The organism is bacterium, from assembly GCA_020444065.1.
Classification (GTDB): domain Bacteria; phylum Sumerlaeota; class Sumerlaeia; order SLMS01; family JAHLLQ01; genus JAHLLQ01.
Genome location: JAHLLQ010000002.1, coordinates 62,023 through 84,970 on the forward strand (window position 1 = coordinate 62,023; position 22,948 = coordinate 84,970).

19 protein-coding genes are annotated in these 22,948 nt (G+C 59.8%); 8 read left to right on the forward strand and 11 right to left on the reverse strand.

Going from position 1 to position 22,948, the window contains the following annotated elements; all coding sequences use genetic code 11:
* The first annotated feature begins 127 nt into the window (after window positions 1–127).
* Window positions 128–925: an imidazole glycerol phosphate synthase subunit HisF gene (hisF, locus tag KQI84_04840; protein MCB2154190.1), complete on the forward strand. Its 798-nt coding sequence runs from the start codon at window positions 128–130 to the stop codon at window positions 923–925.
* Here hisF and KQI84_04845 read toward each other — a convergent pair.
* A complete protein-coding gene (locus KQI84_04845) occupies window positions 922–2,931 on the reverse strand; it encodes a hypothetical protein (GenBank protein MCB2154191.1) in 2,010 nt (669 codons plus the stop codon). The genes hisF and KQI84_04845 overlap by 4 nt on opposite strands.
* Window positions 2,932–3,076: 145 nt before the next feature.
* Between KQI84_04845 and ispG the strand changes: the two genes are divergently transcribed.
* Window positions 3,077–4,237 (forward strand): flavodoxin-dependent (E)-4-hydroxy-3-methylbut-2-enyl-diphosphate synthase, encoded by a 1,161-nt coding sequence (gene ispG, locus KQI84_04850; protein MCB2154192.1) that lies wholly within the window; start codon window positions 3,077–3,079, stop codon window positions 4,235–4,237.
* 71 nt (window positions 4,238–4,308) lie between these two features.
* Entirely contained in the window at window positions 4,309–4,737 is a 429-nt protein-coding gene (locus tag KQI84_04855; GenBank protein ID MCB2154193.1) for a hypothetical protein, read from the forward strand.
* On the opposite strand, the gene fetB is transcribed toward KQI84_04855, so the two are convergent.
* Complete coding sequence (fetB, locus tag KQI84_04860) at window positions 4,734–5,558, reverse strand: iron export ABC transporter permease subunit FetB (GenBank protein ID MCB2154194.1); 825 nt, start codon at window positions 5,556–5,558, stop codon at window positions 4,734–4,736. The two genes, KQI84_04855 and fetB, sit on opposite strands and share 4 nt — an antisense overlap.
* Window positions 5,551–6,222 (reverse strand): ATP-binding cassette domain-containing protein, encoded by a 672-nt coding sequence (locus KQI84_04865; protein MCB2154195.1) that lies wholly within the window; start codon window positions 6,220–6,222, stop codon window positions 5,551–5,553. The genes fetB and KQI84_04865 overlap by 8 nt, the downstream gene beginning before the upstream one ends.
* 218 nt (window positions 6,223–6,440) lie before the next feature.
* Here KQI84_04865 and KQI84_04870 point away from each other — a divergent pair, with 218 nt between their 5' ends.
* Window positions 6,441–8,657: an ABC transporter substrate-binding protein/permease gene (locus KQI84_04870; protein ID MCB2154196.1), complete on the forward strand. Its 2,217-nt coding sequence runs from the start codon at window positions 6,441–6,443 to the stop codon at window positions 8,655–8,657.
* Window positions 8,650–9,342 (forward strand): ATP-binding cassette domain-containing protein, encoded by a 693-nt coding sequence (locus KQI84_04875; protein MCB2154197.1) that lies wholly within the window; start codon window positions 8,650–8,652, stop codon window positions 9,340–9,342. The genes KQI84_04870 and KQI84_04875 overlap by 8 nt, the downstream gene beginning before the upstream one ends.
* On the opposite strand, the gene KQI84_04880 is transcribed toward KQI84_04875, so the two are convergent.
* From KQI84_04880 to KQI84_04900, 5 genes are read right to left on the reverse strand one after another with little or no spacing between them, the layout of a single operon-like run.
* Entirely contained in the window at window positions 9,343–10,482 is a 1,140-nt protein-coding gene (locus KQI84_04880; protein ID MCB2154198.1) for a glycosyltransferase family 4 protein, read from the reverse strand.
* On the reverse strand, window positions 10,475–11,296 hold the full coding sequence (locus KQI84_04885; protein ID MCB2154199.1) for an FkbM family methyltransferase: 822 nt from the start codon (window positions 11,294–11,296) through the stop codon (window positions 10,475–10,477). The genes KQI84_04880 and KQI84_04885 overlap by 8 nt, the downstream gene beginning before the upstream one ends.
* A 32-nt stretch (window positions 11,297–11,328) precedes the next feature.
* Window positions 11,329–13,323 carry a hypothetical protein gene (locus tag KQI84_04890; GenBank protein ID MCB2154200.1) on the reverse strand — a complete coding sequence of 665 codons (1,995 nt, stop codon included), beginning with the start codon at window positions 13,321–13,323 and terminating at the stop codon, window positions 11,329–11,331.
* A 36-nt stretch (window positions 13,324–13,359) separates the two neighbouring features.
* Window positions 13,360–14,520, reverse strand: a complete 1,161-nt coding sequence (locus tag KQI84_04895) for a glycosyltransferase family 4 protein (protein MCB2154201.1) — start codon at window positions 14,518–14,520, stop codon at window positions 13,360–13,362.
* Window positions 14,513–15,427 carry a glycosyltransferase family 2 protein gene (locus KQI84_04900; protein ID MCB2154202.1) on the reverse strand — a complete coding sequence of 305 codons (915 nt, stop codon included), beginning with the start codon at window positions 15,425–15,427 and terminating at the stop codon, window positions 14,513–14,515. Before KQI84_04900 ends, KQI84_04895 begins: the two co-directional genes overlap by 8 nt.
* Before the next feature lie 246 nt (window positions 15,428–15,673).
* On the opposite strand from KQI84_04900, the gene KQI84_04905 reads away from it, so the two are divergent.
* Entirely contained in the window at window positions 15,674–16,405 is a 732-nt protein-coding gene (locus tag KQI84_04905) for a phospholipase D family protein (protein ID MCB2154203.1), read from the forward strand.
* A 61-nt stretch (window positions 16,406–16,466) separates the two neighbouring features.
* Complete coding sequence (locus KQI84_04910; protein ID MCB2154204.1) at window positions 16,467–16,748, forward strand: hypothetical protein; 282 nt, start codon at window positions 16,467–16,469, stop codon at window positions 16,746–16,748.
* Window positions 16,749–16,819: 71 nt separating this feature from the next.
* On the opposite strand, the gene KQI84_04915 is transcribed toward KQI84_04910, so the two are convergent.
* The gene (locus tag KQI84_04915; GenBank protein MCB2154205.1) at window positions 16,820–18,361 is read right to left on the reverse strand and encodes a glycine--tRNA ligase; all 1,542 of its coding nucleotides are present in this window, start codon (window positions 18,359–18,361) and stop codon (window positions 16,820–16,822) included.
* Between the two features lie 149 nt (window positions 18,362–18,510).
* Window positions 18,511–19,656, reverse strand: a complete 1,146-nt coding sequence (locus KQI84_04920) for a radical SAM protein (protein ID MCB2154206.1) — start codon at window positions 19,654–19,656, stop codon at window positions 18,511–18,513.
* Window positions 19,657–19,842: 186 nt separating this feature from the next.
* Here KQI84_04920 and modA point away from each other — a divergent pair, with 186 nt between their 5' ends.
* A complete protein-coding gene (gene modA, locus KQI84_04925; protein MCB2154207.1) occupies window positions 19,843–20,604 on the forward strand; it encodes a molybdate ABC transporter substrate-binding protein in 762 nt (253 codons plus the stop codon).
* A 3-nt stretch (window positions 20,605–20,607) separates the two neighbouring features.
* Here modA and KQI84_04930 read toward each other — a convergent pair whose 3' ends face one another.
* Window positions 20,608–22,848 carry a peptidylprolyl isomerase gene (locus KQI84_04930; GenBank protein ID MCB2154208.1) on the reverse strand — a complete coding sequence of 747 codons (2,241 nt, stop codon included), beginning with the start codon at window positions 22,846–22,848 and terminating at the stop codon, window positions 20,608–20,610.
* Window positions 22,849–22,948 lie beyond the last annotated feature (100 nt).

Below are 22,948 nucleotides of genomic sequence, written 5' to 3' on the forward strand. Positions count from 1 at the left end.
ACGCCCGTTTCCCGCGAAAGGGAAATTACGACTCTCCGAGCCATTGACGGCCGGCGGGCTCCATGGGACCAATAGGGCGGACGGGGCTTGTCGTCCTGGTCCCATCCAGCCCCAAAGGATCTTCCCCATGCTGGCCAAACGCATCATTCCCTGCCTGGACGTCAAAGACGGTCGTGTTGTCAAAGGCATCAAATTCGTCGAGATCCGCGATGCCGGCGATCCCGTTGAGTGTGCCCGCGCATACGATGTTGCGGGGGCGGATGAACTCGTCTTCCTCGACATCACGGCCAGCCACGAGCGCCGGGGAATCATGCACGACGTCGTGCGCGAGACGGCCAGCCACTGCTTCATGCCACTCACCGTTGGCGGCGGCCTTCGCACCATCGACGATATACGCGCCATGTTGAACGCCGGCGCCGACAAGGTTTCGATCAATACCCCGGCGGTCCAGAACCCGGAGTTCGTTCGCGAAGCCTCCAGTCGCTTTGGCAGCCAGTGCATCGTTGTCGCGATCGACGCACGCCGTCGCACGCCGCTTCCCGAAGGCCAACTTCGCGATCTTCGTCAGCCCGATCCGGCCGGATGGGAGGTCTACATCCATGGCGGCCGCACGCCGACCGGGCGCGACGTGCTTGAATGGGCGCGCGAAGTCGAAGAACTCGGTGCCGGTGAAATCCTGCTGACTTCCATGGACGCCGACGGCACAAAGGCCGGCTACGACCTGGCATTGACTCGCGCCGTCAGCGAAGCCGTCACCATCCCCGTCATCGCATCCGGTGGGGCGGGGACCATCGATCATCTGGCCGACGCGATAGAGATCGGCAAGGCTGACGCTGTCCTGGCCGCCAGTATCTTTCACTACGGTGAGATTCCTATCGGCGAAGTCCGCGAAGCACTCAGAGCTCGGAACCTGCCGGTGCGCTAATCCGTCGGCTGCAGCCAAGCGCCCGAGAATAAGAACGTCAGCATTCGCTCGTCATCGGAGTCTTCCATCGAGTCTCGTGGCACCCACGTCGGATGGTCGAGTTCCAGGATCAGTTGCTCGTGGCTCTTCTTGAACTCAATCTCGAATGTCCGGTCCGAAGCTCCGCTTCCGATTTCCTGCTTCCACTTCGTACTTTCCTTCGGAACGGATATCCCGAAGGTCACAGTCTCCTCAGGATACGGCGGTCGGTACATTGCGATGGTCAACTTGTAGCGACCCGCAGGCACAGGCTTGTCGAACCGAATCCTGACCGGACCATCCACGCCCCATCGAAAGACAGCCTGCGAGTTTCCCTCGAGCCCTGACCAGCCATCGAACGCCGACTGAGCCTCTGGAGTCGCGACTGCTATTGCGTCATCGGGGACTTGACGGCTCAGGGGATTTCCTTCGGCCAAGGATCGCGCGAGGCTGTGTTTGATTCCTCGAAGTCGATAGACGGAGTATTCCTCGGCGAACCTTGGGAAATCGCCCATGTCCGTCTTCTCCGCCAGATCCCCGCTCTCCGCGGAGGAGCGCAGCAGGCCCTCGTTGAGCCGTTCGATGTCCATCCAGATGCTTGCTCGTACGATTGTCACATCGGTGACCGAATCGGGAAGCTCCGCAAGGTCATCGATGGGGTGGACATCGAAGTCCTTCAGCGCCGGTTTCATGTAGGGGATCATTTCCTCCGGCATCATGTAGATCGCTTCCCCGGCGGGCGGAAACAGCCATGCCGATTCCTGCCTCCAGGTGTACAGACCTCCCTCCTTCAACTCGATTTGCGTCTTCTGAGTTTGTCCCAGAACGGCGGCCCCGACCCACGGAATCACAACGATCCATACCCAGACTTGCCGGCCGCCGAGTCGTGCAATTCCCCAGGCACCTAGCGCGACGAGCCCGATGATCCAAGGGCCGATTGTGAAGACGGGATAACGCGGACCATGAAAGATGGGCGCGATTTCCAGGTAATCTACTCCCCACTGGATCAGCACATTCACGATGGTCATCAGAATCCCCGCAACAGCAGTCGCCAGCAGGGGAGATGTACCGTTGCGACTCCGGCCGCAAATCACGCCCATAGCCGCCAATGCCAATGGAACAACCAAGGTCAGGATTCCTACGATGAACATGGGCCAGTTGCTGCTCCACGGCGCATCTGCATTCAGACGCCCGAGCGGATACCAGAAGGAGAAGACATGCCAAAGATTCACCCACGTCGCCGGCGTCATCCAGTCCGTGCCCTGACTCAGCGACCGAAGCTGGTGGCGAATGACGACTAGCCACGGAAGAAAGACCAGGAGAGCCACGACCTGTACTCCCAATCCCCAATGAAACCACCTCGTCTTCCAACGCTTCTTCGAGATCGTTCTCACCAACCAAAGGATTCCGAGCATTCCAATCACGAGCGATGGGAAGAAGTGCGTCCACATCGCCGCAATCGCAGCTAATCCATACAGAACCCAAAGCCGTTCGGTACGTCGATCATCTGGCTCCCTGCTGTCCAGGATCATCATGAGCAGGAAACACGTCGTCACCATCACGATGCCGATCAGGTATCCTCGAATGTCCTTGGCGCTCTGGAGGACCTGGGCTGATCCCACCAGGCACCAGGCAGCCGCGGTTCCCGCGGAACGACCGAGCAAGCGCCGCCCGCCGAACCATACGATCGCTCCGAATATCGCCAGCAACACAGAATTCAGAAGCCGGCCATAGAACACGCTCGGCTCCGATCCCAGTGTATCTCCCAGGGCTAGCCACCCCTTGAGCAGCAGATAAAAACCCGGCGGATGACGATCGGCCGCTGTCATCTCGATCATTTGCCGCAATGGCAAGTTCGCCATCAGAACCGAGTAGACTTCGTCGATCCAGAAGCTTTGCTGGATCGATATCCGATACAGATCGACCGGCATTACCACTGCCAGCAGCAGCAACAGGCCTCCCCAGGATTTGCGGGTTTCGGAGTTCATGGTGGCAAAACAATCGTAAATGACGCTCGGCGGGCGCAAGGAAATCGAGCGGCACACTGCTGGCTTCGGCCTTGCAGGCGTGGGATTGTGGGGGAAAGACTACCTCGCGTCCGAAGGGGACAAAGACAGACACAGGAGCACCTTCATGAGCATTACCCGTCGCAAGACGCGTCCGGTGCGCGTCGGCAACGTCCAGATCGGCGGCGGCGCCCCGGTCAGCATCCAGACCATGACCAAGACCGATACGCGGAAAGTCGACGCCACGCTCACGCAGCTCCGCGAGCTTGCCGAGGCCGGCGCTGACATCGTTCGTCTGGCGTGTCCCGATGCCAAGGCAGCCGAAGCGTTCGTCCCCATCATGAAGGAAGCCCCCGTCCCCATCATCGCCGACATTCACTTCGACTATCGGCTGGCAAACGCCGTGCTAGATGCGGGCGTCGACGGGATTCGCCTGAACCCCGGCAACCTGGCCCGCGTAGACAAGCTGCCGGAAATCGTCGATCGGTGTCGCGAGCGCACCATCCCGATTCGCATCGGCGTCAACAACGGCTCGCTCAGCCGACGACTGCGGAAGATGGTGTTCAGCGGCGAGATCCCCACCCACGAGGCCATGGCGGAGAGCGCCCTCGAACACATTCGTCTTCTCGAGGACCTCGACTACAACGAGATTAAGATTTCCCTCAAAGCATCCGACGTTGATACCACCGTGCGTGCCTATCGCGCTCTTGCGCCACGATGCGAGTACCCCTTCCATGTCGGACTCACCGAAGCGGGCACCGTCCGCACCGGTACGATCAAGAGTTGCATCGCCATCGGTATGCTTGCGCACGAGGGGCTTTGCGACACGATTCGCGTATCGCTGACCGGCGATTCGAAGGAGGAGATTTTCGTTGGCCAGAAGCTGCTCCAGTTCGTCGGCCTCCGCGATGCCGGCCCGAATCTGATTTCCTGTCCGAGCTGCGGGCGCGTCGAGATCGCTCTCGAGAAAGCCGCCTACGAGGTCGAGGAGCGCCTGCGGAATTACGCGACCGAGAATATTAGTGTTTCCGTGATGGGATGCGTCGTGAATGGCCCAGGCGAGGGACAGATTGCCGACTTCGGCATCGCCGGTGGACGAGGCCAGGGCGTGATCTATCGCCTCGGCAAGGTGTTGAAGAAGTGTTCGGAAGGCGAGATGGTGGATGAGCTCTTTGTGGCCATCGATCAGTGGATTGCTGCCGGTCGCCCGCGCGAAGAAGTCGACCCGGAAATCTACGAACAGGTGCTGAACGCCCGTCCTGGATTTGAAACGGTTGAAGACCAGTAGCCGAAATTCCTCTCGCGTTCCGGCCCCAGGAACGTCTTCATACCATCATCTGCTCATCGGTTAGGGAAGAGATGATCCACAGCGAACGAGAATTTGGAATCCTGTGCGCCCAAGTCAACGGCGCCCTCGATGCCCGGGAGGTCATCGACTTCGTCGATTACTATCCCGAGCGTGCCAATCGCGTTGGCAAGCTGTGGCGTGCATTTTGTCCCGTACACAGAGAGCGGATTTTCCGCACGCTGGTTGTGAACCCACGCCGAAACACCCACCACTGCGAACACCAGCCCTGCCCCGCGCACCAACCCGGCGACTTGATCGATCTCGTGGCTCGCGCAAAGAAAGTCTCTCGAAAGACAGCCGTGGTTCTCCTGGTCGATCACTTCGGCGCCGAGCGCCTTCGTCTCTCCGATCGCCAGGTTGACCGCCTGCGCGAGATGCTCGACCAGGAAAACGGCGTCCCGCCGCGTCCCGGTGTCGAAGATCTACCTACCGAGGCTTAAGCGCCTTCAGATTTCCTCTGAATCAGTTCGGACCGCAGTTGATGGCGCTCGTTGAACAAGTGCCGGTAAACCAGCCACGCCAGCAGAATGCAGGAACCAGACGTCGACGCAGAGATCATGAACATCACCACGATCTGATACTTCACCGCCTCCAGCGGATCCGCGCCGGCCAGGATCTGTCCCGTCATCATTCCAGGCAGCGATACGATCCCGACGACCATCATCGTGTTGATGATTGGAATCATCCCGCGGCGAACCGCTCCTGCCATCGGACGGCGGACCGCTTCCCAACGCGTCGCCCCCAACGACAACTCCATCTCGACCTCTTCGCGTCGTTCCGCTAAGGCCTCCAGCAAGTAATCCAGACTCAATGAAATCCCAGTGAGCCCATTGCCGAGAATCATCCCCAGCAACGGAATCGTGTACTGGGGCCGAAACCAGGGCTCCACACGCACAATGGCGCCGGTCACTGTGAACATCGTCAGCAACCCCGTAAGGAGGAGCGTTGCAAACGCATAGATCGCTGCGCCGCGGAACGTGCGGCTGGGACGTTGCACCGCCGCGCGGCTTGCCGCCGCGATCATGATCCCCGCAACTCCAAATACAGCCGGTGCATTTTCCAGTTGGAAGACCCACTTCAGGATGTAACCGATCATCAACAACTGCACGACCGTGCGAATCGCCGCGATTGCCAGGCGCTTCTCCAAGTCTAACTTCATTGCGATGCTGACGATTCCAGCGACCAGGACCAGGCCGCCGGAGATCATCAGGTCAACGGCCGACAGATCGATCGCTCCGGCTGCGAAGGTCGCGCTACTCATCGGCGCCCTCCCTGGGCACGACATGATCGCCCAAATTCACGATCCGATCCGACCAGCGATCCGCTTGCGCGCGATTGTGCGTCACAACAAGCAATGCCAATCCCGTGCGCTTCGATTCCGCATCCAACAACTCTTCGACAATTGCGACGGCCTCTTCATCCAAGGCGCTTGTCGGTTCGTCCAACAGCAACACCTTTGGCTCCACAAGTAAACTGCGCACAAGGCACACGCGTTGTTGTTGGCCAACAGACAATTCCCGCGCGTTCTTCTCCATAACCCCGTTCTCGAGCCGCAGCTCGGCCACCAAATCCTTCGCGCGGTGTTCCGGGAATCCCGAATTCGCAATCGCGTAATCGAATGGACGCTTCAAGTTCCCCAGCACCGACTCATCCAGCAACGTCGGTCGCTGAGTCACGTAGACGACTTGCCGCCGGAATACGGGCCAGCAATGATCCGAGGGCTGCTTGCCGTTCAGGTGAACATTCCCGTCATCTGCGTCGATCAATCCGGAGACCGTACGTAGGAATGTGGACTTTCCGCATCCCGACGGTCCGACGCACGCCACGCACTCTCCTGCGTGCAGGGAAAACGAAATGCCCTCTAGCAACCGTGTCCCCGCGATCGCCACGGCCAGATCGTCGACTGTCAGTACGACTTCTCCCACAGAAGTGCCCCGAATTGGAAGTCCTTCAAGACCACGTGGCACTCTGTTCTCAGTCCGACCAGCGGCGCAATGGGACAAATTGGTGAAACATCCCGCACGCCGAGCCTCGGGAATGAATCCTTGAACATGCCCATTCCCAGCCCATAAGGTCCAGCGACAGCGATCATTGGGAGATGGTTCGCCTCCAACAGGGGTGAGCTGTTTGAAAGGAGACCATCTTGCATCCCAAACGATATCTCGCGCTTCTTGTCCTGCTGATTCTGACACTGGGAAGTGTCCTCCACGCGCAGGATGAGCAATCGGCTGAGGGTGTTTCAGAGAATCAACCCTTCCGCGTTGCGCTGACCGGAAAGTACCCACCCTTCAGCTTCTACAGCGAGCAAGGCGACCTGCAGGGCTTCGACGTCGATGTTGCGCGCGAGATTGCCCGCCGCCTCGGACGTCCCAGCGAAATCGTCACGACGGAGTGGGCCGGCATCCTCGCCGGACTGCAGGCGGGGCGCTATGACGCGATCATCGGCTCCATGGCGATCACGCCCGAACGACAGAAGGCCGTCCTCTTTTCGCGCCCCTACTACATCTCGGGGGCGCAGTTGTTTATCAACGAAAAGGACGCCGGCGAAATTCACAGCATTGACGATCTCGATGGGCAGTCCGTCGGCGCGACACTCGGATCAACGTATCAACACTACGTCGAGAATAACTACCCGGACATCACCGTTCGCTCCTATCCCGGCGAACCGGACATTTTCCAGGACATGCGCTCCGGCCGCCTTCAAGGTTTCGTGACGGATCGCCTCGTCGGGCAGTACAACGCAAAGCTCGCAGGCGAAGACTACATCCCCGTAGGCGATCTTCTCTACCAGGAGCGCATCGGGATTCCGGTCACGTTCGACAACTCTGACCTGCAGCCGAAGATCAACGATGCGCTCGATGCGATGGAGCGCGATGGGTTCCTTCAATCGCTTCACAAGAAATGGTTCGGGACTACAAAGACATTCGTCCCGATGCTCGATGATGCGGAAGAGGCTGTACCAGGCGATGCGCAGCTCTTCCAGGTCGCGCTGACTGGCAAGTACCCACCATTCAGCTTCTACAACGACGAGGGCGAACTGCAGGGTTTCGATGTCGATGTCGCGCGAGAGATCGCTCGTCGCCTTGGGCGTCCATGCGAGATCGTGACCACAGAGTGGGCCGGCATTCTCGCGGGATTGCAGGCGGGACGCTATGATGCAATCATCGGCTCGATGGCGATTACGCCCGACCGGCAGAAAGCCGTCCTTTTCTCGCGCCCGTATTACATCTCGGGCGCGCAGCTCTTCATCAAGTCCGATGACGCCGACAAAATCCACAGCATCTACGATCTGAAAGGCGAATCCGTTGGAGCCACACTCGGTTCGACTTACCAGCATTACGTCGAGGAGAACTACCCCGACATCACTGTTCGTTCCTATCCGGGCGAGCCGGATATCTTCCAGGACATGCGATCCGGTCGCCTGAAAGGTTTCGTGACCGATCGCCTCGTCGGACAATACAACGCAAAACTCGCCGGCGAGGATTATATTCCAGCCGGTCCGTTGCTCTACGAAGAACGAATCGGTATCCCAGTGACCTTCGAGAACAAGGATCTGGAACCGAAGATCAGCGCTGCCCTTCGAGCGATGGAGAGCGAGGGCTTCCTGCAGGGCCTCCACAAGAAGTGGTTCGGGACGACGCGAACCTTCGTGCCGATTGAGGACTCCGAATCGGATTCGGAACAGCAGGAAATCGAATCGGCAAATCTCTCGTGGGGTCTGATTGCATCGAAACTGCTGAAGGGCTTTGGCATCACTCTCTTGTGTGCAATCGTTGCCATCGTTTGTGGCTTCCTGCTCGCCATTCCAATGGGTGTTGGAATCAAGGGCGCTCCGGCGCCCTTCCGCACGCTTCTCATCATTGTGAACGACTTCATTCGAGGCACACCGGTCCTCGTTCAGCTCTTCTTCGTTTATGCCGGGCTGCCGGCCATAGGAATCAAACTCTCGCCTATCGAGGCGGGTATTCTGACGCTGACAATCAACGCAATGGCCTACATGGCGGAAGTCGTTCGTTCCGGCCTGATGGCTGTGCCACAGGGACAAACGACCGGCGCTCTTGCGCTTGGCCTTTCGAAACTTCAGGCATTCATCCACGTCGTTTGGCCCCAGGCCTTCCGTATCATGGTGCCGCCACTGATGAACAGCGTCGTCGCCCTCCTGAAAGATACGGCACTGCTGATGGTCATTTCTGTGCCGGAAGTCATCACAGAAGCGCAGAAACTCATCTCCATCACGTACAGGCCACTCTTCTTCTACGCCCTCGTGGGTCTGCTGTTCTTCATCGTTGCCTGGCCGCTCATGAAGGCCTCGCAACGCCTGGAAGATCGAATTCGCCGGAAGGGATACGAGAATGCTTGAGATCAAGAACCTGACGAAACGTTACGGCGGCGGAACGATCGGTGTGGACGATCTGACCCTGCCCATTCCGCAAGGCGACATCTTTGCGATTCTCGGCACCAGCGGCGCGGGCAAGACGACGCTGCTGCAATGCATCGGTCGCTTCCTTGAGCCCACATCCGGCCAGATCCTCCTGCACGAGAAAGACATCTGGCAGATGCCGCGCGAGGAGTTTCGCAAACGACTCGGGATTGTCTTCCAGCACCTCAATCTCTTTCCGCACATGACGATCATCGACAACATGATCCTCGCGCCGACCGTGGTGTACAAGGAAGAGCGATCCCACGTGATTCAACGTGCAAAGAGCGTTCTGGAACAGCTTAGCATCCCTGAGATTGCAGACAGCTATCCCGGGCAGATCAGCGGTGGCCAGGCGCAACGCGTCGCCATCGGACGCGCGCTCCTGCTGGAGCCCGACTACCTACTGCTCGACGAACCGACTTCGGCGCTCGACATCAACACAACGCGCGCCTTGGGTGAGATGATTCTCGCTTTACGCGACAAGACGACCTTCATCGTCGTGACGCACGACCTGCCGTTCGCCAGCCATGTCGCTCAGAAGGCTGTCTTGATGGAAAGTGGAAGGATCACAAAAGAGGGAACGGTGGACGAGATCTCAGCGCAATGGACGGCATCGGAGAGCTAATTAGCCCTTCACAACATTCCAGAATCGCTCCGCCATCTTCTGCCAGTTCAACTCGCCTTCCGTGCGCTTGATGCCGGCGGAACTCATCTTCTTCAGCAGGCGAGCGTCGCGCATGATTGCGACGATATTCTTCGCGATCGCCTTCCCGGTCTCTTCCGGCGTGGCACCGTGCGGGACAAGAAAACCCTCCACGCCATCGGACATCAGATCGCGCACTCCCGGCGTATCGACCGACACAACCGGCCGCCCCAATGCCATGTATTCGCAAATCTTAAGGACCTGGTTGTGATACAGCCATGGGCGCGGCTGATAGGCATGAAGGAAGACTGCGCAATGGGCCAACTCCCTCATGGCGTTCCCCTGGTTGCGATCGCCAAGGAATTCCAGGCCGTCCGCGCAAATATTCCGCATCTTCATTTCTGCAGCACCGATTGTCTCGCCGATCAGCGTCATCTTCATGCCCGGCAACTTCTCTCGCACCGCTGCCAGTGCATAGGCCAACTCCTCCGCACCCTTGTCCAGCGAGACGTACCCGACATACCCCAGGCGATTTGCACTCGCCTCGTGCAGCGGCTTGCGGAATCGTTCCAGCCGCGCCAGATCGGCCGCATTTGAAAGCGCCGCGATCTTGCCCTCCGGCAATTGCAGGAAATCCAGCACGCCCGGATTGATAAACGTGACAACGCGCTTGGCGCGCGCCAGCCAGCGCTTCGTCATGAACGTGTGAAATGACCGTGCGATCCGGAGCAGTTGATTTCGATCGGCATCGCGATAGCGCTCGCCGAACGGATAATCCTCACACACAGCAAACCAGGGAACGCGCAATCGTTTGGACAATCGCGAGGCCGTGACCAACGACCGAACGTCGAATGCCGAAACAATTCGATCAAATGGCGTATGACGGTGGGCCTCGGTGCCTTGTGCAACGGCGTCTCGTACGAACGCCTTCCGCCCTGAGGATACGGCAATCCAACGCTCGAAGTCATCGACCATATCGTCCGGTGGCGATCCGCTGCTGGCGGACAACAATGTCGTCTTCGACCGCATTAACAGTGCGCGAGGCACTTGCTGATATGCGTCCGAACGCGTGAAGTTTTCGATCGGTTCTGGCCAGATCAACAGCGTGCGCGTTTCACTCATGATGGAAAATCGCCCGCCACGTTTCGTTGCCCGGCAGCGCCTTGGGCAGAGGCTCTCCCTTTTCCGTTATTCCGGCATAGCGACGGTCCTCCAGCCACCAGATCAGTTCCTCCGGCGAATGCCCGGCCTTCGTTAGAGCCTCCGGGTGAATCTCGATTGCGAACAGCGGATGATAGCGCGCGATCGTTTGCTCGGCGCCACGCAGCACCTCGAATTCGTAGCCCTCGACGTCGATCTTGATCATGTTCGGGGCCAACTTCTTCTCATGCACCAACCGGTCGATCGTCGTGGCCTCGATTCGGCGCTTCTCGCTTTTCCGTCCTTCCAGGCCTTCCGTCGCAGGAACGGCCGTACTGTGTCCGCCGCGAAAGAAATCCGATTCGGTGACGCACGCGAACTCGCGCCGGCCTGGAACAGAAGCCATCAAACGTCCATCCGTGGAAATGCGATCGCCCATCTCATTCAACTCGATGTGCTTCTGCAGGAACTCCGCATCCGTTGGATTGGGTTCGATCGCCAGCACACTGCCTTCTTTCCCGACGCGCCTGGCAAAGCCCAACGCAAACACGCCGCGGAATGCCCCAACGTCGATGATCGTCATTCCGGGGCGAACGCGTTTCATCGCGGCCCTGTAGAAATCGTGCTCGTACGTCAGGCGCGCGCTGTAAACGCCCAGCAATCGAAAGCGATCCATCTCGTTGACGCGCACTCGCAATCCACGCCCGAACGTCAGCAATTGAATCGCGCCGCGGTACGGCACGCGTACGCCATCCCACAGCCAGCCCAGATGCGAGAATCCGGGTAGCTGACGCATTCCTTGGGCAATTCGAGCGCACAGCTCAGCGATCATGTTTCCACCGGTGCGTTCCGCGGGCCCGAGCGCTCTCGCACCCATACACAAGCCCTGCGAAGTGTCTCCTCCGCCCCGATGCACAGCCATGGCAGCAGCACAACTTCATACTGCGGCCACTTGGTCGGCCAAAGAAACAGGAAAATCAACGTGATCCATCCCGTGACGGCAATCACCGGCAGGCGTCGCATCGCCAACACACAACCTGCCAACCCGAAAACCAGAATCGACTGGTCGATCAGCATCCAGAATGGCCGGCCCTCGTACCCCATGAAATACCACATCCAGACGATCGGCTGATACCATTGATACTCCGCATCCACGACCAACTCGCTGTGGCTGAACTCGTTATGGAACTGGAATCGTCCCGCGATTCGCGAGACCAGATCCGAGGTCCACAAGTGCGCGTCCGTCGCAACCATCACAACGAGCGCCCCGACAACGTACCCGATGAAGATCGGAACCAGCCACTTCCGCCGCTTCGCATCCTGCACCAGCCAAACGACCATCCCGACGGCCACACCCATCGGAGCGACCGCCGCGAGGTACTTCGTGGACACAGCCATGCCTGCACCCAGCGCAGAGATTCCCAACCATACCCATGGTACCCAACGCTTGCCTGTATTGCGCTCCACACCTTCGCGTGCTGCAACGAATCCCAACACGCAGACGACGGCAAAGAAGGCTGCCGGACTGTCCAGATAGGCAATGCTCGTGTAGAACACGCCGAGGCCGGAGCTGGCCCAGAGCACTCCTCCCAGAGGCCAACGCCACGCGATCGCCATCGCCGTGAACATCGCCAGGATCACCGCCACAAGGCGCGATGCGTAGAAGGCCTTGTCCCAATCCTGCAGTCCATTGCCCGCGCGAATAGCTATCGCGTACAGTTCCACACCCAGCCGCGGATGCTCCGTGGTGCGCTGCTCATAGACCCACGCCGAGTAGTCGCCCGCTGCCATTGCGTGAGCGAACGTCATTGCAATCGGCACGTAGGCAAACTCATCGATTTCGTACTCATTTGAAACCATGTGATCGTAACGAACCGAGAACGCCAGGAGACCGATCCAGCCAACAATCAGAAGACGACGCCACCCCACAAGCGCAACTCCGTCCCTACTTTTGAGCAGCAGGCCGATCCCGATCAATAATCCCGTCAGCGCGCAGAACAGCGTTGTTGTCAACATCCCCGCGCCCAATCGCGGCGGGCCGTCGATGTCCATCCCGTACTCATTCCGGGCGATCCCGATCAACCCCTCGGCCTGCGGTGCCGGCGATCCCGAGTGACGTAGCACCGTCGCTTCATCGATTCGCTCGTGATAATCGATCCCATCCCCGCCGTTGTTGTCCCACTGCTCGTTGGGCTCCAGCAGATGGAACACATAGTCCATCGTCGAACCGCGCGGGATCGTCAGTTCCAGGACGAACCGCCCCGGCGCCGTCTGGCGCAGCGGCGTCTCCGCCGCATTCTCTCCCAGCCGGTTGCTGCCTTCCGGCATCAGTTTATCAGACGGACCCACCCATCCGTTCAGTCCCCAGATAATCGTCATGCGATCGACGCCCGGGGCACGGTACTCGATCCGCACCGGGACGGGCTCCGTGGAAGGAGCGTCGCCCCTCTGCGTCCCAGGCGTGGCGGGAGTAACCAGCAGGATGGAGTTCTCGAACGGTTCTTGCGCTTCCGGATTATCCGGATCGGGAATCCACGTCTCGCCGTTCAGGACGAACTTGTACTCATACTCGCCCGGCTGCAGCGCCACGAGGGTCGAATACGTCCCATCGCCATCCGGATCGGTCATGGGATGAGCGATCTGGCTCCATTGATTGAACGAACCCGCGACGACGACTCGATTCACCGGCAACTCGGGCGTGAATTCGAACGTCACCCAGCGCATGCCCTCATCCGCAGCGCCACCCAGTTCGTACGCGCCGGGCGCAACCTGCGCCAGCATCACTGCCAATAGTAACGCGAACCATGTCGTCAGCTTTCCCACAGAAAGCTCCTCCTTCAGGCTCTTATATCGGCGACGCTACGAGGCGCCAGACGACGGCGCCAATCCCAGACTCGCATGAAGCCGCGGCGCAAGCGCCCGGTAAGCGCGATCGAAATGAAAGCGCTCATCAAAGCACTTTGCCGCCGCCATGCGATATGCCGACTCATCGGCCAGGATTCGCTGAATCGCTTCCCGCAACTCCCCCTTCTCCACGCGCGCACAGACGCCCGCGCCGGAACCCTCTACCAGGTCCTGCAAGCTCGCCAGCGGCGTTGCGACCACCGGCAAACCAGCCTTGAAGTACTGCGCGATTTTCCCCGATGCCGTTCCGACCGATTGGAACGTCAGGCCATCTTCGCGATACAGCGCGATCCCCACGTTTGAGCCCCGACACATTCGGTGCAACTCATCAGCATCCGTGGGCTTGTCAAAGACGACGATTCGGCACTTCGCGCGCTTCTTCCATTCATCCATGGCCAACGCTTCGGTGCGGGACAGAGGCACGCGGCTGTTCAGCACCAACGTCCATTCCGCAGGCCAGTAGTCCGCCGCTTCTGCCAGAAGCTCCTTAATACGATTCGGCGGTGTCAGCGACCCTGCATACAGAATAATCGGCGCCGATGGGCTGATGGCCAGCCGTTGGGCAAACTCTCCCGTGCGAGCAGCGCCGTCCGCGTCCCCTCGCGGAGAGTTGGGTAAGGCCGCCGTCTTCTCTGCCGAGATGCCGAAGAGGCGCGAGTGCTCCGCTGCGCGTTCCGCCGAGGGGGAAATGACCATCGCAGATCGCCGCGCCAGCAATGCCTCGAACTTGTTGGCGATCTTGTTCTTCAATCCCGTGAAGACCGGCGGGACGAAGATCTCCGTCGAGAGATAAACCCGCGGACCGGCGATCCCCGCGCGGCGCTTCAATCCCGATGCCGCCAACAGCCCGCCGCGATCGATCGCCAGGACGCCCGCGAACTCGGCGGCCCGACCGGAAAGGTGCTTGTCCGCTTGCCTGACAAAATCGAGCAGGCGTCCGTCCGTTGAGAAGCGCTCGACCGTCACGCCTGCAGGATCTGATGGTTCGCCCGGTGCCTCCAGCGTCAGAAGTTCCACCCCCACGCCGTCCTCCGCCAGACACTCCAGCAGATTCCAGACGCATGGCGTCGACTCCAGGTAGGCCGACGGATACAGGGCCAGCACGCGATCAGCCACCGCCGCCTCCGTCCATCCGATACGTCGGGTTCCAGGCCTTCGGGATGTATAACGGAAGCGCCGCCAACCGCACTAATGCGCCCACGGCCAACGGCCACTCCGCCAGCGCCTTTGCGTATTGCCCCGCCGCGGCCGCCGGATGCCCAGCGTTTCGATACAACGTACCGACAAACGTTCTTCGCGCTGCGACCGTCGAACGTCCCCAATTGGCGCGAATTTCCTCTGCGTATCGATCGCACAACATGCGATAACCTTGCGGGTTGCCCGCCGCCCGTCGCCCGGAGTGCGCATGCGTGATCGCCAGTTCCTCGGGCACGATCGCAAACTCAAACTCCTCCGCCGCCCGCAGAAGGAATTCGTACTCCTGGCAGGAGAACATGTCTGCGTTGAATTCCCCGACGCGGTCGAAGACCGCACGTCGAATCAGTAGTGTCGCCGAGGTTCCAAAAAACTGCCTCAATAGATGCACATAAGCGTCGCCGTCGATTCGAGGTTCAACGCGCCTTTGCTGGCCCGAAGAGTCTTGCTCGAAGTACCAGCAGCTCACGACTCCCGGCATTGCCTTGCCATGTTCTTCAGCATCATGCACCAACGCCATCTGCGCCTCGAGCTTCCGAGGAAGCCATTCGTCATCCGAATCCTGAAGGGCGATCCATGGCCCGTGCGACGCATGCAGCCCCGTGTTACGCGCGGCGTTCCCCCCCCGATTCTTCTCGTGACGCAGCAGTTGAATCCGGGGATCGATCGACGCCGCGCGCTCCACGACTTCCGCCGTTGCGTCCGTCGACGCGTCATCCACGACAATCAGTTCCCAATCCTCAAACGTCTGAGCGCGCACGCTTGCGATCGCGCGCCCCACCAGGGACTCCCGATTGTGAACTGGCAGAATCACCGAAACCGTGGGCATCGCGTCTCTCCGCCCGGTATTCATCTCCCGGCATCGTCGCCAGCCCGGCCACCCGCCGCAACGCCAGACTCTCGGCGGGGAGCGGCGGAATCAGATCGGATGGGCCGACGGACGGAATACTCCCCAGCCTCTGAGGCGCTGGCTTCCTGATAACAATATTGTCACTGTGTTCCGTCTTGCGTCCCGCCTGCTCTTTGAAGGATGTGTGGGGTGTAAATAAACTCGCAAAGCTGGGGGAGATGAGGCATGGCCAAGTTTCTGAACACAAGCGCAACGAACTACTTCCTGGAGGAATTGATCAAAGCCAGTCGCGAGCGGCTTGTGATCATCAGCCCGTTCCTGAAATTCAATGAGCGCATGAAAGAGCTTCTGGAAGATAAGGATCGGATGAAGATCGATGTCAGGATTGTCTATGGAAAGAGCGAACTTAATCCCCATGAGATGAACTGGCTGCGTTCATTGGAGTTCGTACGCACGAGCTTCTGTCAGAATCTGCATGCGAAGTGCTATCTCAGCGAGCAAGCGGCGATCATTACCTCCATGAATCTCTACGAATTCAGCCAGATCAACAACAACGAAATGGGTATCTACTTCAATCGCGAATCCGAGCCCGAACTCTATCGCGAAACACTGGAAGAGGCACAGAGATTGATCCGAATCAGCGAGCAGGTTCGCATGAGTGCGGAGAAGATAGACGACCAGCAGCAGGAATCTCAGGATGAAGATGCCGACGAAGGTCAAGAAGCAAATGGGGAATCCGAGACAACCTACGAGAAGCTCACGACCTCAAAACTCGCAAGATCTCTTGGACTGAAGACGGCAGAACTGAATGAGAAACTCGTGGCCATGGGCTATCTGCGGAATGAAGATGGGAAATTCTTCCTAACTGATACCGGAACCGCTGCCGGAGGAGAGCTCCGAATTTCCAAGCGTTTTGGCCCCTATAATCTGTGGCCCAAGGACCTGCAGGTAGACTGAGCAATTGAATATCGCAGCCGCTATCCAGTAGGGGAGGTGGACCCCCGAGGGAGGAGCCTTTATGACTTGGGTGGCACTGATCGTTTGCAATATCCCAATCTACTGTCTGCTGGGATGGATCATGTTCAAGGACTGGGCGGAGTTCGCCGAGGGGACAGTGGGCGCCATCTATCGCTCATTCGAGCTTTGGGAGTTTTGGAGCGTTGGAACAGGGGAGGCTGAGTTCAACCTGGCGGCTGTTCTGAAGTCAGCCTTCTGGATTCTGATCAGCGCCGCCATCGTCTTCGGCGAATACGTCTTTTTCGGCGAGCAATTCGGCGCCTGGGTTCAGTCCCTGATCTGATCTCCCACAAATGAGAAACTGCCGCGCCCAATCGGACGCGGCGGCTTTGCTTTCTTGTTCGCGAAGAGCCCTTATTCCTGTCCCAGCTTCTCGCGGATGTAGCCCACAACCTTGTCGAGCCCGATGCGCTCTTGCTCCATGGTGTCGCGATCGCGAACCGTGACCGCCTGGTCGTCGAGCGATTCCACATCGACCGTCAGACAGAACGGCGTGCCGATCTCGTCCTGGCGACGATACAGCTTCCCGATGCTGCCCGTGTCGTCGTACGCCGCATCCATGTGGCGCTTCAGATCCGTCGTCAGCTTGCGCGCCATCTCGACCAGTTCCGGCCGGTTCTGTAGCAGCGGCAACACGGCCGCCTTGATCGGCGCAAGGTCATTGTGAAGCGCAAGCACCACGCGCTTGCGGCCCTTCACTTCCTCTTCGCGATACGCATCTACAAGGAACGCCAGCGTCGAACGATCCGCGCCCGCGCTCGGCTCGATCACGTACGGCACGTAGTGCTGCTCCAGTTCCGGATCGAAGTAGCGCAGATCCTTGCCGCTGTGTTCCATGTGCTGCTTCAGATCGAAGTCCGTGCGGTTCGCGATGCCCTCCAGTTCCTGCCAGCCAATCGGGAACAGGTACTCGACGTCGCAGCACGCCAGTGCGTAGTGAGCCAGCTCGTCGCTGTCGTGATCGCGCAGGCGAAGGTTCTCCTCGCGGATGCCGTAGCGTACGTACCAGTTGAAGCGCTCGTTGCGCCAGTAGTCGTACCAGTCCGCGTCGGTGCGCTCGCCCTCCTTACAAACCGAACCCGGCTTGCAGAAGAACTCGACTTCCATCTGCTCGAACTCGCGTGTGCGGAAGATGAAGTTACGCGGCGTGATCTCATTACGGAATGACTTGCCCTGCTGCGCGATTCCAAACGGTACCTTGCGACGCGCCGTCGTGCGGACATTGTCGAAGTTCACGAAAATGCCCTGCGCCGTCTCGGGGCGCAGATAGACGCGCGCACCACTTTCCTCGACCGGACCGACGATCGTCGACAGCATCAGGTTGAACATACGCGGCTCGGTCAGCAGGCCGCCATCGTCCGGGCTGAACTTCCCGACCTTCGTCGAACCCTCGACTTCTTCAATCTTCACGCGCTTGTCTTCCAGATCCAGCGCCTTCTCCCACCACTCTTTGAAGAATTGCTTCGCCTGCTTCTTCGACCCCGCCCAAATCTCCGCGTTCGGGATCGTTACCGGCTCGTCGCCGGACACATCGACCAGAATGTACTGCGTGGCTTCCGTTTCCTCGATGTGGTCGGCGCGATAACGCTTCTTGGACGGCCCCATCGTGTCGCACAGGGGATCCGTGAATCCATCCACGTGCCCCGATGCCCGCCAAGTCTGCGGGTGCATCAGAATCGCCGCATCGACCCCCTCAATGTCGAAACGCTCCTGAACCATGGCGCGCCACCAGGCCGCCTTGACGTTGCGCTTCAGTTGCACGCCGATCGGACCGTAGTCGAACGTCCCCTGCAGCCCACCGTAAATTTCCGAGCCGGGGTAAATGATGCCGCGCCGTTTGCACAGCGATACGATTGTATCCAGCGTCACGTCCGAGCGTTGCGTCTTGTCAGCCATGGTTCGAGTACTTCTCCAGGAAATTGCCGCCGCACCACCCTGGGCCGGCGGGGCGGATTAACTGGCGCATGGCGGGGCCACGTGCCAACCGGGAAATTGAGAGACTTGGTCTTAGGAAGAATCTGAGGGGGAGAATTTCATCTGCTAAGCTACTGGCGCCATACGTCTTTCAACTCGCCCAGGCCTGCTTTCAAGATCCTTCGGCGGTTCTGAATCTCGAGGACGTGGCAATCCTGACAGGGCTTCGGCTTGATCCCACTGTGCAGATCGGCCCGCAGCTTCCGCCATTCCGGCCCATTCCACAGCGTTCCGAAGTCATCCTTCGTCAGATCGCCGATTTCGCCCTCCGTCCAGAAGCAGCAGAACTTGATCCGACCGCGCACATCCACGTGGATCTGGTGCCAGATGTTGTCGCAGTGATAATGCGGCCGCGCGCCGTTCTGCTTGGCAGGCTCTTCCTCAAGGTCCGACGTCTCGGCGCTCAGGGCCCCATAGCTGCCCCCGGCCGAGCCGCGATCCTCGATCGATTCGCCCATTGGGAACCAGTCGATCCGGATTCCGTGGGGTTCCGCACGGCGCCGGGCCTTGCTGATTGCCTCGCGACAGGCCTTCAGGTCCCGCACGCGCGCATCATCCATCAGCTTATTGTAGGGGTACATGTTCTGGAAGGTCACGACGGCCGCGCCGGCTTCAGCGGCCAGGTCCACGATCTGCTCCACCTCGCCGATCGTGTCCTTCATCAGGCACGTGATGAAGGTGACGACGGGGAAGGGCGATCCGACCTTCTCCTTCGCCGCGCGTAACTCGCGCAGATTCTCCCGCACTTCGTCCCAATTCGCCCGCTTGCGCCACTTCTCGAACGTCTCGCGCGTTCCTCCGTCGATGCTGACATTCATCAGCATTGGCCCCATCCCTGCAATCTTGTCAATCATCCCACGCTTCTTCCACAGCGTCGCGTTGCTGATCACCGATGGCGTCGCGCCGGCCCGCGTGATGATCTCCAGAATCTCAATGATGTCCGGGTGCAGGAACGGTTCGCCGTTGCCGGCCAGGCCCACGTAGGTTGTCCGCTTGAACCACGGTTCCAGATTTCGGATCGCCTCGATCGGGATATGCCCTGTGTTGATCGGAATATCCGGATTCTCGCGCGGACAATGGGGGCACTTCAAGTTGCAGAAGTCGTTCACCTCTAGGTGAATCCGCAGCGGATTCGCCCACACACGATCCCGACCTGCCAACTTGTCCGTCAGCGACAGCGCCGTGTTCCACAACCGACTCAGCTTCTGCGTGTTCATTCCGTGCCTGAATTCCTTACTCGACTCTGCACCCAACCCAGGGGGCGACACCTTCGGTGGGCCGCCCCTCCTTAGCAAGGCCCTTTCCTTGCCCGCCGGGCTGAGAAAAGCCATTGCCCTCGCCGGGCAGGCGTTATGTCATTTCAAACATAACGCTCTGCTGGATGCAACCCGGGGAATGATCCGATGACGCTACGTAGAATCCCACTTCTGACCTTCGTTTGCCTCGCAGTCGCCACTCTCGCGATTTCTTGCGGCAAGCCCAAGCCTCCCCGTACCGAGCTCACCGTCGCCACCGCGGCGAACTTCGCGCCCACCATGGAGAAGCTGGCCGGGGCGTACGAGCCCGAAAACAACGTCCAAATCGTGATTTCTCAGGGGTCTTCGGGCGTTTTGCAGCGCCAGGCAAAGGAAGGCGCCCCCTTCGATCTCCTCATCAGCGCCGACATGCGCCGGGTCGAAGAGTTGGCTGCGGATCAGGTTATTCTGCCGGAATCGGTAGCGCCCTACGCCAAGGGCATCCTGGTTCTCGCCCAGACTCGGGGCCCAGAGGTCGACAAGCCGGCTGGCCTGGCGCACTCCGGCCATCGCATCGCGATCGCCAATCCGGAGCACGCCCCCTACGGCACGGCAGCGAAGCAGGCGCTCACCAAGATGGGCATCTGGGAGGACGTCGAACCGCGGGTTGTTTACGGAGAAAGCGTCGGCCAGGTTTTGCAGTTCCTCGAAACCGGCAACGTCGATGTCGCGTTTCTGCCCCTCTCCCTGGTCAAGGACCGGATCGAGGAATTCACGCCGATCGACCCGGAGACCTACGACCCGATCCTGCAGGGCTTGGGCGTGATCGCCGCCACGACGCATCCGGAAAAAGCACAGGAACTTCGCGACTGGCTGTTGGGCCCGGAGGCTCAGAACATCATCCTCGCCGCCGGCTACGAAGCCCCCTAACCGTCAGGGGTCCAGGATCGTCACTTTTTCGATCACATCTTCGGCCACGATTTCATCGAGGAAGTCCGGATCGATCTTTGCCCCTTGGGCTTCCTGGGGCATATCGTCGGAATCCATGATCATTCGACCAAACACCGTGTACCCGCCGTCCAGATGCGGCTGCGGCGAGTGGCAGATGAAGAACTGCGATCCGCCGGTGTCCTTGCCGGCGTGCGCCATTCCAACCGATCCGCGATCAAATCGATCTGAGTTGATTTCGCACGGAATCATGTAGCCTGGTCCGCCCCAACCATCGCCGTGCGGATCGCCACCTTGAACGACGAAGTCCGGGACAACACGGTGGAACGGGATGCCGTTGTAAGTTCCCTTCTTGGCAAGGTGAACGAAGTTATTCACTGTCAGGGGCGCCTGCTTCGGAAGCAGTTCCAGCACAATCCGTCCGCGATCCTGGATGTCGACCACCGCCACCACGCGCGTGTTCTCCAACTCTGCCGCGTCGCCGTAGAACTTCCAGGGCTCCTGCGCCGCTTCGGCTGCCAGGTCCGGCCCTGTTCCCCGCAGGAACTTGCCGTAATTCTCCGGCGTGCCCTGATCCAGAATCTTCAGCGCGTACCGACGGACGATCGGGCTCGGATCGCCCAACGCATCCTCAAACGCTTCGTGTACTTCCTCCAGCCCCAGCCCGGCCCTCAGAGCCTCCAGGAGCGCTAGACGCGCTTCCGGATCCTTCGACGTATCCGCTCGGTAAGCCGTGATCAGGTTCTTTGCCAATCCCGCAGGATAGTTCTCCAGTTCTTCCTCATCCGGCGCCAATTCCGCCGCTGCCACTGCACGAACCAGGGGATTCTTCGACGCCTGCAGCACGCCCAGCAGGAAATCCATGCGCTCGTCGTACTTTCCGAAGCCGTACATCGACTTGGAAATGGCACCGACCAGATGCGGCTTGATTGCCTCGACCCGCTTCTTGACCACTGCCGGGGCATCCTTCGCATCGTACAGGCGGAAGAGCTCGAAATTGGTTCGCTGCGACCCCACCTCGGCCAGAGCTGCCACGTGCGCCCGAAGAGCGGGGATCGTATTGAGGCGATAGCCGTCGGGAAACTCCATCGCGCGTTCCGGCGTCTCGAGCGCTCTCATCACCAGGGAGTAGCTCTCCATGGCCTGGAAACCCACCTGGTTCGGCAGCGCCCGCAGACGATTCATGCGATCCAGTGTTTCCTCAGAGAGCGCCTTCGCCAGTTCCTCATCATCAACGGCCAATCCTTGCAGCAGAACGATCAGCCGATTCGCGGCGGATCCCTGCTTCACCACCCACTTTTCATCGGCCAACGCCTCATCGGCCAGCACCGCGAATGCATCCTGCAGTTGCTTTGCTCCGCCCAGTGCCGCCACGGCCCGTGTCGCTTCGATTCCCAGGTGTTGATTCGGCCGATCGATCAACTGCGCCAGTCCAGCGACATCCTCTGCGGATCCAAGCTGCCCCAATGCCTTGGCTGCTTCCGCCTGCATCTGGTCGTCCACCTGCGGCATTGCCTCCCAGGGCGCGCCGCCCAGCTTTGCTCGAACTGCTTCTGCAGCCCGCTTGCGCGTCGCTTCGTCCATGCTCTTCGCCATGCGGCCCAGCATGGTCACGGCGACGGCCTGCACCGCGGGCGACGGGTGATTTGCGGCTTCAATCAGCACATCGACCTGATCGGCAGCCTTGAGCCGCATCAGTGCCGTCGCCAGCAAGCGAGCCCGCGCATCCACTTCGGGCGATTCTTCATTCGGGAGCGCGCCCAGCATCGGTCCGATCAGCTTGCCTGCACCGTCGGCGCCAATCTTGCCGAGCGCCTCGGCTGCGAGCGCCGCGACAGACTCGTCGGAATCCGCCAATGCTCTCTCCAGCGCCTCGACGACCGCCTCGTTCGCTTCTCCGCCATAGGTTTGCACATTGCGCTGATCGAACATCAGGCCGAGTGAAAACGCTGCAGCCCCCCGCAGCTCCGCCGACGAATCCTGCAAGTAAGGCAGAATCGCCTCCGCATCGTTCGGATCGCCAATGCGCCCCAGGGCCAGCAGCACACGTTCGCGTTGCACCGGGCTCTCCGATTCCAGCAGTGAACTCAGGGTGCTGGAGTCCCGCAGCGCCTCCGCTTCCAGGATATTCGCTTCTACATTTTCCGTGGAAGCCTCCTGCGCTGGAGATAAACTCGCTAGAATCAGTATAATAGGAAGTGCAAGGGTGGACAGTTTGCGGATCATTCTGTTCGCTCTTTGAGTATTGGGATTGCAGGCCTCACGCCGGTACGAAACAGACCCCCAATGCCTCTGGGCGGTTTGGGACGGCCTGCATCCGGCAGCC

Coding starts and splice junctions, on each gene's coding strand:
- hisF (MCB2154190.1), top strand. CDS start 128: ATGCTGGCCAAACGCATCATTCCCTGCCTGGACGTCAAAGACGGTCGT.
- KQI84_04845 (MCB2154191.1), bottom strand. CDS start 2,931: ATGAACTCCGAAACCCGCAAATCCTGGGGAGGCCTGTTGCTGCTGCTG.
- ispG (MCB2154192.1), top strand. CDS start 3,077: ATGAGCATTACCCGTCGCAAGACGCGTCCGGTGCGCGTCGGCAACGTC.
- KQI84_04855 (MCB2154193.1), top strand. CDS start 4,309: ATGATCCACAGCGAACGAGAATTTGGAATCCTGTGCGCCCAAGTCAAC.
- fetB (MCB2154194.1), bottom strand. CDS start 5,558: ATGAGTAGCGCGACCTTCGCAGCCGGAGCGATCGATCTGTCGGCCGTT.
- KQI84_04875 (MCB2154197.1), top strand. CDS start 8,650: ATGCTTGAGATCAAGAACCTGACGAAACGTTACGGCGGCGGAACGATC.
- KQI84_04880 (MCB2154198.1), bottom strand. CDS start 10,482: ATGAGTGAAACGCGCACGCTGTTGATCTGGCCAGAACCGATCGAAAAC.
- KQI84_04885 (MCB2154199.1), bottom strand. CDS start 11,296: ATGCGTCAGCTACCCGGATTCTCGCATCTGGGCTGGCTGTGGGATGGC.
- KQI84_04900 (MCB2154202.1), bottom strand. CDS start 15,427: ATGCCCACGGTTTCGGTGATTCTGCCAGTTCACAATCGGGAGTCCCTG.
- KQI84_04905 (MCB2154203.1), top strand. CDS start 15,674: ATGGCCAAGTTTCTGAACACAAGCGCAACGAACTACTTCCTGGAGGAA.
- KQI84_04910 (MCB2154204.1), top strand. CDS start 16,467: ATGACTTGGGTGGCACTGATCGTTTGCAATATCCCAATCTACTGTCTG.
- KQI84_04915 (MCB2154205.1), bottom strand. CDS start 18,361: ATGGCTGACAAGACGCAACGCTCGGACGTGACGCTGGATACAATCGTA.
- KQI84_04920 (MCB2154206.1), bottom strand. CDS start 19,656: ATGAACACGCAGAAGCTGAGTCGGTTGTGGAACACGGCGCTGTCGCTG.
- modA (MCB2154207.1), top strand. CDS start 19,843: ATGACGCTACGTAGAATCCCACTTCTGACCTTCGTTTGCCTCGCAGTC.
- KQI84_04930 (MCB2154208.1), bottom strand. CDS start 22,848: ATGATCCGCAAACTGTCCACCCTTGCACTTCCTATTATACTGATTCTA.